The sequence below is a fragment of the Streptomyces rubellomurinus genome, from assembly GCF_000961885.1.
GTDB lineage: Bacteria > Actinomycetota > Actinomycetes > Streptomycetales > Streptomycetaceae > Kitasatospora > Kitasatospora rubellomurina.
Genome location: NZ_JZKH01000076.1, coordinates 33,566 through 41,995 on the forward strand (window position 1 = coordinate 33,566; position 8,430 = coordinate 41,995).

Genomic DNA, 8,430 nt, shown 5'->3' on the forward strand with positions numbered 1-8,430 from the left:
GGTGTCCGCGTGGGTGGTGGGGATGTGGGGGCGCGCGGGGGCACTCGTGGCGCCCCCGCGCGCTGGGGTGCTTCGGTGGTGCGGCCGGATCAGCCGTTGAAGGTGCCGGACTTGTCGACGGCCCACTTGCCGTCCTTGACGGTGTAGACGGTGAGCTGCTTGTTGGTGGTGTCGCCGAACTCGTCGAAGGAGACCTTGCCGGTGACGCCGTCGAAGCTGACCTTCTGGACGGCGTCGCGGACGGCGACGCGGGCGTCGGCGCCGGTGGGGAGCTTGCCCTTGTCCTTCACGACGTTCTTGACGGCCTGGATGATGGCCCAGGCGCTGTCGTAGGAGTAGCCGCCGTAGGTCTCGTAGGCGTCCTTGTAGCCGGCGGCCTTGTAGTCGGCGATGAACTGCTTGGCGGTGGGGAGGGATTCGACGGGCAGGCCGACGGCGGTGGCGAGGTCGCCGGTGCTCTTCGGGTTGAGCTTGATGAAGTCGCCGCTCTGGATGCCGTCGCCGCCCATCAGGGGGACGGTGACGCCGGCGTCCTTGAGCTGGAGGGAGAGCGGGCCGGCGGCGGGGTACTCGCCGCCGTAGTAGACGGCGTCGGCGCCGGAGCTCTTGACCTGGGTGACGATGGCGGCGAAGTCGCGGTCGTCGGGGTTGACGTGCTGCTCGCCGGCGACGGTGCCGCCGAGCTTGGTGAACTCGCCCTTGAAGGTGGCGGCGAGGCCGGCGCCGTAGGTCTTCTGGTCGTCGATGATGAAGACCTTGGTCTTCTTGGCGTCGTTGTAGAGGTACTGGGCGGCGAAGGGGCCCTGGACGGCGTCGGTGGTGGCGGTGCGGAAGTAGGACTTGAAGGGGCGCTTCTTCTCGCCGGTGGCCCACTTCTCGCCCTGGCTGAGGGCGACGCCGGTGTTGGCGGGGGAGATCTCGACCAGGTTCTTGTCGTCGAAGATCTGCTGCATCGACTGGGCGACGCTGGAGTTGAGGGGGCCGACGACGCCGAGGACCTTGTCGTCGGAGGTGAGCTGGGTGGCGTTCTGCTGGCCGGGGGCGGGCTTGGCGGTGTCGTCGAGGGCCTTGATCTCGAACTTGACGCCCGGGACCTCGTTCGTGTCGTTGGCCTTCTTGGCGGCGAGCTCGACGGAGTTGCGGATGCCGAGGCCGAGGGCGGAGAGGTCGCCGGTGAGGGGGGCGTCGACGCCGATGACGACGGTGGTGGCGTTGTTGTCCTTGGCGCCGGCCGTGTCGCCGGACTTCTTCTCGCCGCGGGAGCCGCACGCGGTCAGGCTGAGGGCGCCGATGACGGCAATGCTCACGACAACTGCTGAACGATGACGCACGAGGGTCCCCTTCGGTTCAGGAGGCGCCGCGCCGAGGAGTGGCGGGTGCCGGGATGCGCGGAGGGCAGAGCCCAGATCGATTGGCGCGGTGACTGGCCGTGACTCTAGATGCCGCCAGGTGGCTCGGGGCAGTGCTCCGAGCAGGCTGTGATTCTCTTGTTATGAGCACACGGAGCATTTGTCTCAGCATGTGGTCGGGGTGGCTCGAACGGCCCGGAATCCCAGGGTGTTTACCCGCTGGTAGGGGGATGTAAGGGCCAGAAATGGGGGTTGCAGCTGGCAGCGCCGATAATCGGACAGCGCCGTCCGGTGTGCTGGTTTCGAACGTGCACGTCCGTATTCCGGACAGCGCGGGTGCTGGGAAGCGGTTCCGGGGCCGACCGGAGCCTCGGAACTGCGGGTTACTTGGACGTCCTGCTTGTTACGCAGCGTTACATGCGCGTGATGTGGGTCGGCTCCGGCGGCACGCCGGGGCCGGGCGGGAGCGTCCAGGATCCGGATACGCTTCCGCCCCCTTGTCCAGGCCAACGCCTGCCCAAGGGGGCGGAAGGTCAAACAAGGGGGCGGCCAAGGGTATTGACTGCTCTTCGGCTGAACTCGCGTCAGCCCGGCGGACGTTACAGGTCGCGCAGCATGCAGGTCAGCCGGCAGCTGGTGATCCGCTTGCCGGTGTCGTCGGTGATCGCGATCTCGTACGTGGCGGCCGTGCGGCCCTTGAACACCGCCGTCGCCACCCCGGTGACCAGGCCGGACGTCGCCGAGCGGTGGTGCGTCGCGTTCAGGTCCACGCCGACCGCGTACCGGCCCGGGCCGGCGTGCAGCATCGCCCCGATCGAGCCCAGCGTCTCCGCCAGCGCCGCCGAGGCGCCGCCGTGCAGCAGCCCGTACGGCTGCTGGTTGCCCTCCACCGGCATGGTGCCGACCACGCGGTCGCCGGACGCCTCGACGATCCGGATGCCGAGCTTCTCGCCGAGGGGGCCGCCGGAGAAGGTCGCCAGGTCCACGCCGAGCTTGGCGAAGTGGTCCAGCACCTCCTGCGGGACGTTCAGGACGGGGGTGCTGTCGGGCGTGGTGTCGGGCGTGCTGTCGGGGGCCGCGTCGGTCATCGGGGAACTCCTGCCGCTCGGGGGTCACGTCGTCGTGCTGCCTGTGATCGTACGACCGTCCTACTCGCTGGTAGCGGCCGTGGTCCGACCGGCACGGCGCCCCTTTTGTCGGTGCCGGGCCCTAGGATCGGTGGCCGGAAGTGGAATCGGCAGGAACGGACGTTGACGTGGCTACGCAGAGTACGGACAAGGGCGCGGCGGGTGGCGGCGGGGCCGGCCGGCGGCCCCGGCTGATGCTGCTCGACGGGCACTCGATGGCCTACCGGGCCTTCTACGCCCTGCCCGTGGAGAACTTCAACACCTCCACCGGCCAGCCCACCAACGCGGTCTACGGCTTCGCCTCGATGCTCGCCAACACCGTCCGGGACGAGCAGCCCACCCACCTCGCGGTCGCCTTCGACCTCTCCCGGCAGACCTTCCGCTCCGCCGAGTTCCCCGACTACAAGGCCAACCGGGCCAAGACCCCGGACGAGTTCCGCAGCCAGATCGGCCTGATCGGCGAACTCCTCGACGCCATGAACGTCCCGCGGATGACGGTCGAGGGCTTCGAGGCCGACGACATCATCGCCACCCTCGCCACCGCCGCCGAGGCGGCCGGCTTCGACGTCGACATCGTCACCGGCGACCGCGACTCGCTCCAGCTCGTCACCGAGCACGTCACCGTCCTCTACCCCACCAAGGGCGTCTCCGAGCTCACCCGCTACACCCCGGAGAAGGTCGCCGAGAAGTACGGCGTCACCCCCCGCCAGTACCCCGACCTCGCCGCGCTGCGCGGCGACCCGTCCGACAACCTGCCCGGCATCCCCGGCGTCGGCGAGAAGACCGCCGCCAAGTGGGTCAACCAGTTCGGCTCCTTCGACGAACTCGTCGCCCGCGCCGACGAGGTGAAGGGCAAGATCGGCGAGAAGCTGCGCGACAACCTCGACTCCGTCAAGCGCAACCGGGTGCTCACCGAGCTCGTCCGCGACGTCGAACTCCCGCTCGGCGTCGACGACCTGGACCGCAAGCCGTTCGACAAGGCGGCGGTCGGCACCCTGATGGAGTCGCTGGAGTTCCGCAACGCCAACTTCCGCGACCGCGTCTTCGGCATCGACCCGGCGGCCGGCTCCGACGCGGCCGAGGCCGAGCTCGCCCCCGGCGTCGAGGTCGACGGCGAACTGCTCACCGACCCCGGCACGCTCGCCGCCTGGCTGCGCGAGCACGCCTCGGACGGCAAGACCGCGGTCGCGCTGGCCGCCGTCTACCAGTGGGCCCTCGGCGCCGGCGAGGTCACCGAAGTCGCGCTCGCCGTGGGGGAGTCCGCCGCCTGGTTCGACCCGGCGCTGCTCGCCGAGGAGGACGAGCGGGCCTTCGCCGCCTGGCTCGCCGACCCGGCCGCCCCCAAGGCCCTGCACATCGCCAAGCAGGTCATGCGCGCCTTCGCCGAACGCGGCTGGACCATCGACGGCGTCGTCGCCGACACCGCCCTCGCCGCCTACCTGGAGAAGCCCGGCCGCCGCACCTTCACCCTCGAAGTCCTCGCCGAGGAGTACCTGGCCCGCTCCCTCACCCCGGCCCCCGCCGCCGAGAGCGGCCAACTCGCCTTCGACGCGCTGGAGGAGACCGACGACCTGGACGCCGGGGCCGCCGCCGCCCAGGCGCTCATGCTCCAGGCCCGCGCCGTCCTCGACCTCGCCGCGCTCTTCGACACCCGCCTCGCCGAGGTCGGCGCCGCCGGGCTGATGCACGACATGGAACTGCCCATCGCCGCCCTGCTCGCCCGCATGGAGCGCTACGGCATCGCCGCCGACCGCGACTGGCTCACCCGGCTCGAAGCGCAGTTCGCCGCCGAGATCCAGCGCTGCGTCGAAGAGGCGCACGCCGCCGCCGGCCACGAGTTCAACCTCGGCTCGCCCAAGCAGCTCCAGGAGATCCTCTTCGGTGAACTCGCCCTCCCCAAGACCAAGAAGATCAAGACCGGCTACACCACCGACGCCGACGCCCTCACCTGGCTCGCCACCCAGACCGACAACGAACTGCCGGTCATCCTGCTGCGCCACCGCGACCAGGCCAAGCTGCGCACCACCGTCGAGGGCCTGCTCAAGACCGTCTCGCCCAAGGGCCGCATCCACACCACCTTCAACCAGATGGTCGCCGCCACCGGCCGGCTCTCCTCGCAGGACCCGAACCTGCAGAACATCCCGGTGCGGACGGAGGAGGGCCGCGCCATCCGCCGGGCCTTCGTCGTCGGCGCGGGCTACGAGTCGCTGCTCACCGCCGACTACTCCCAGATCGAACTGCGGATCATGGCCCACCTCTCCGAGGACGAGGCCCTGATCGAGGCCTTCGCCACCGGCGAGGACCTGCACACCACCGTCGCCTCCCAGGTCTTCGAGGTGCCGGGCGCGGCCGTCGACGCCGAGATGCGCCGCAAGATCAAGGCCATGTCGTACGGCCTCGCGTACGGGCTGTCCGCCTACGGGCTCTCGCAGCAGCTCGGCATCAAGCCCGCCGAGGCGCAGGGCCTGATGGACACCTACTTCGAGCGCTTCGGCGGCGTCCGCGACTACCTGCACCGCGTCGTCGAGGAGGCCCGCGCCACCGGCTACACCGAGACCCTGCTCGGCCGCCGCCGCTACCTGCCCGACCTCAACAGCGACAACCGCCAGCGCCGCGAGATGGCCGAGCGGATGGCCCTCAACGCCCCCATCCAGGGCTCCGCCGCCGACATCGTCAAGATCGCCATGCTGCGGGTCGACGAGGCCCTGCGTGCCGCCGGGCTCACCTCCCGGATGCTGCTCCAGGTCCACGACGAAATCGTGCTGGAGCTGGCCCCGGGCGAGCGCGAGCCCGTCGAGGCGATCGTCCGCGAGCAGATGGCGGGCGCCTACCCGCTGCGCGCCCCGCTCGACGTCTCGGTCGGCGTCGGCCCGAACTGGGAGGCCGCCGCGCACTGACGCGGTACGCGCATGGACGACGAGCCCGGACGACGAGCCCGGACGCGCCCCGCGTCCGGGCTCGTCCCGCGCCCGGAGGGCCCGCGCATCCGGGCGAACGGTGCTCGATCGGGTGAAGTCGCCCGCAGTGCCGTACAGTTCGATGCCTTCCAGGTACGAACGAATGGGGAGTCCTGCTGTGACCAGCGATGCCGTCGACCGACTGCCGATGCGGCCCTTCCGGCTGATCGTCACAGGTGGGGGAACCGGCGGGCACACCTACCCGGCACTCACCGCGGTGCGCACCGCGCGGGCCCGACTCGCCGCGACCGGACGGGCGTTGGACGTCCTGTGGGTCGGCACGGCGGACAGCCTGGAGTCCCGCGTCGCGGCGAGCGAGGGGATCCCGTTCGCGGCCGTCGCCACCGGGAAGATCCGCCGCCACCGGAACCCGCTGAGGATGATCTCCCCGGCGAACGTGCGGGACATGGCGCGGGTGCCGCTCGGCATCCTGCAGGCCCGCAGGGTGGTCTCCCGGTTCCGCCCCGACGCGGTGCTGGCCACCGGCGGGTACGTCGCCGTGCCCGTGGGCATCGCCGCCTCGCTGAAGCGCCGCCCGCTCGTCGTCCACGAGCAGACGGTGCGCCTGGGCCTGGCCAACCGGACGCTCGCCGGACGGGCCGCGCGCATCGCCGTGTCCTCCGAGTCGACGCTGCCGCTGCTGCCCGAGGCGGCCCGCCCGATCGCCGTCGTCACCGGCAACCCGGTGCGGCCCGAGGTGCTGACCGGCGCCGCGGACAAGGCGATCCACGGGCTCGGGCTGCACGCCTTCCGCCGCGACCTGCCGACCGTCTACGTCACCGGCGGCGCCCAGGGATCGGAGCAGATCAACGGCCTGGTGGCCGAGGTGCTGCCGTGGCTGCTGACCGGCGCCAACGTCATCCACCAGTGCGGCCCGGCGAACGTCGACGCCCTGCGCCACCACGCCGCCGCCCTCCCCGCGGAGGCGGCGGCCCGCTACCACCTCACCGGCTTCGTCGGCCCCGAACTGCCGGACGTCCTCGCCCTCGCCGACGTGGTGATGTCCCGCAGCGGGGCCGGCACCATCGCGGAGCTGACCGCGCTCGGCAAGGCCGCCGTCCTGATCCCGCTCGCCTCCTCGGCGGGCAACGAGCAGGCCCACAACGCCCGCCACCTCCACGAGGCGGGCGCGGCGGTCGCCCTCCTCGGCGAGACGACCGGGCACACCCTCGGCTCGGCCCTGGACCCGCTGCTCCGCGACCCCGCCCTGCGCGCCGACGTCGCCGCCCGCGCCCGCTCCTACGGCCGCCCGGACGCCGGCGAGCGGCTGGTCGACGTCCTCCTGGCCGCCGCGGCGGGGGGCGCGTCGCAGGACTGACGCGGTGGCCGCTGCGCAGGAAGTCGGCGGGGCCGACTTCCTGTGCGGCGGCGGTGCGGAGGTCGTGCGGAGGTGGCCCAGCCGGTGTGCCGGTAATTGGCCCGTGTGACGGGTCAATTCCGCACTACGGTAGGCGCCATGACACCGAGATCCACTTCGACCGACCAGCCCGCCGCCTCCCTGGCCGAGGCGCCCATGCGCCAGGCCCGCAACTCCGCCGCCTTCTGGACCGCGACCGGCCGAAGCCGGGGCCACGAGGTGATCCGGCGCCGCGGATTCGTCGCGGTCGACGGCGACGAGCGGGCAGGCCTGCGGATCCTGATCCAGGAACCCGACCTCGACCCGGCCGAACTGGCCGAGGTGAACGAGCTGGTCCGCCGGGCCGTGGGCCCGGTGACCGCCGAGGACCCGTACAGCTCGACCGACCTCAACCACCTGGGCATGCGCAACTGGCAGATGCCGGTCATGCTGCGCCTGCCCGGTCCGGCCGGCGAACCGGCGTCGGACGTGATCCGGGTGCGGCGGCCCGAGGACCTCCAGGCGGCCGAGCGGGTCGTGATCGACGGCTTCGAGCTGGACACCTTCGAGCCCTACCGCCCCGGCGAGCTCTTCCCGCCGGCGCTGCTCGACCAGCCGGGCGTGGACGTGTTCGTCGCCTCGATCGACGGCGCGCCCGCGGGCGCCTGCGTCAGCGTGGTGGCGGACGGCTTCGGCAGCCACTACTGGGTCGGCACCTCGTCCGCGTTCCGCTCCCGCGGCGCGGGCCGGGCCGTCATGCTCGGCGCCCTCGCCCACCTGGCCGACCTGCCGGCCACCCTCACCTCGTCGAAGCTGGGCCGGCCGCTGTACGAGTCGCTGGGCTACGTGGTGGCGTCGCCCTCGACCTGGTGGTCCGCAGCGTCGTAGCGAAGCCCTTGGACTGCGCGGGAAGTCGGACGGGTCGACTTCCTGCGCTGAGGGGGTGGCGGGTCAGATCGGCAGGTCCCACCCGGGGCCGTCCTCGGCGCCGAGCCAGATCCGCTGGCCCGTCGCGGTGACCGTGATGCCGAAAGCCTCCTGGTGCGGCCGGGCTTCACCTGGTGGAGCCAGGCCATCGGGAGGTAGCGGACCGAGCAGGTCGCGATGAGCCGGTCGAAGGCGCCGCCGTCCGGGGCCCCGCCGAGACCGTCGCCGGTGAGGAGTCGGGGGGTGTGGCCGGCGGCCTTGAGCGCGGCGGCGGCGCGTTCGGCTACTTGGGGGTCGTACTCGATGCTGGTGAGGTTCGCGTCGCCGAGCAGGTGGGCGCCGAGGGCGGTCGAGTAGCCGGTCCCGGTGCCGACTTCGAGGACCTGGTTCCCGGCCTCGGCGCCGAGCTGCTGCCACATGGACATCACAAGGGAGGGCGGCGAGGAGGAGGACGAGGGCGGTCGGTGAGCGTGTCGCTGTCGGTGAGTTGATCGACCAGGGCGGCGCGCAGGGTTTCGGAGATGGTCACGTGTGGTGGCCTCTTTCCAGTTGGTCGGCGATCGCGGTGACCGGCGCAGGAAGTCGGCGGGGTTGACTTCCTGTGTTCAGGGGGTGGTGGTGCGGGTGAGGTGGTCGCGGCAGCGGGTGAGGGCGTTGCGGAGGCGGATGTCGGGGTTGGGGGTGGTGGTGAGGAGTTCGCCGGCCTGGATGAGGGTGGTCCAGTAGCGGGTGGG

Annotated in this window: 6 protein-coding genes; 3 read left to right on the forward strand and 3 right to left on the reverse strand. The window is 71.8% G+C overall.

The window, feature by feature from the left end:
• Positions 1–89: 89 nt before the first annotated feature.
• Together VM95_RS28725 and VM95_RS28730 are read right to left on the reverse strand one after the other, a co-directional pair.
• Positions 90–1,331 carry a branched-chain amino acid ABC transporter substrate-binding protein gene (locus VM95_RS28725; protein ID WP_045702097.1) on the reverse strand — a complete coding sequence of 414 codons (1,242 nt, stop codon included), beginning with the start codon at positions 1,329–1,331 and terminating at the stop codon, positions 90–92.
• 617 nt (positions 1,332–1,948) lie between these two features.
• Positions 1,949–2,437, reverse strand: coding sequence for a PaaI family thioesterase (locus tag VM95_RS28730; protein ID WP_244178982.1), 489 nt, complete (start codon positions 2,435–2,437; stop codon positions 1,949–1,951).
• Positions 2,438–2,670: 233 nt separating this feature from the next.
• Here VM95_RS28730 and polA point away from each other — a divergent pair, with 233 nt between their 5' ends.
• From polA to VM95_RS28745, 3 genes are all read left to right on the forward strand, one after another.
• Positions 2,671–5,373: a DNA polymerase I gene (gene polA, locus VM95_RS28735; RefSeq protein WP_078860699.1), complete on the forward strand. Its 2,703-nt coding sequence runs from the start codon at positions 2,671–2,673 to the stop codon at positions 5,371–5,373.
• A gap of 208 nt (positions 5,374–5,581) precedes the next feature.
• A complete protein-coding gene (locus VM95_RS28740; protein ID WP_045702112.1) occupies positions 5,582–6,751 on the forward strand; it encodes a UDP-N-acetylglucosamine--N-acetylmuramyl-(pentapeptide) pyrophosphoryl-undecaprenol N-acetylglucosamine transferase in 1,170 nt (389 codons plus the stop codon).
• A 138-nt stretch (positions 6,752–6,889) separates the two neighbouring features.
• Positions 6,890–7,657 carry a GNAT family N-acetyltransferase gene (locus VM95_RS28745; RefSeq protein WP_045702100.1) on the forward strand — a complete coding sequence of 256 codons (768 nt, stop codon included), beginning with the start codon at positions 6,890–6,892 and terminating at the stop codon, positions 7,655–7,657.
• Here VM95_RS28745 and VM95_RS40735 read toward each other — a convergent pair.
• Positions 7,612–8,121 carry a methyltransferase domain-containing protein gene (locus VM95_RS40735; RefSeq protein ID WP_244178983.1) on the reverse strand — a complete coding sequence of 170 codons (510 nt, stop codon included), beginning with the start codon at positions 8,119–8,121 and terminating at the stop codon, positions 7,612–7,614. The two genes, VM95_RS28745 and VM95_RS40735, sit on opposite strands and share 46 nt — an antisense overlap.
• Between the last annotated feature and the right edge of the window lie 309 nt (positions 8,122–8,430).

Coding starts and splice junctions, on each gene's coding strand:
- VM95_RS28730 (WP_244178982.1), bottom strand. CDS start 2,437: ATGACCGACGCGGCCCCCGACAGCACGCCCGACACCACGCCCGACAGC.
- polA (WP_078860699.1), top strand. CDS start 2,671: ATGCTGCTCGACGGGCACTCGATGGCCTACCGGGCCTTCTACGCCCTG.
- VM95_RS28740 (WP_045702112.1), top strand. CDS start 5,582: ATGCGGCCCTTCCGGCTGATCGTCACAGGTGGGGGAACCGGCGGGCAC.
- VM95_RS28745 (WP_045702100.1), top strand. CDS start 6,890: ATGACACCGAGATCCACTTCGACCGACCAGCCCGCCGCCTCCCTGGCC.
- VM95_RS40735 (WP_244178983.1), bottom strand. CDS start 8,121: ATGTCCATGTGGCAGCAGCTCGGCGCCGAGGCCGGGAACCAGGTCCTC.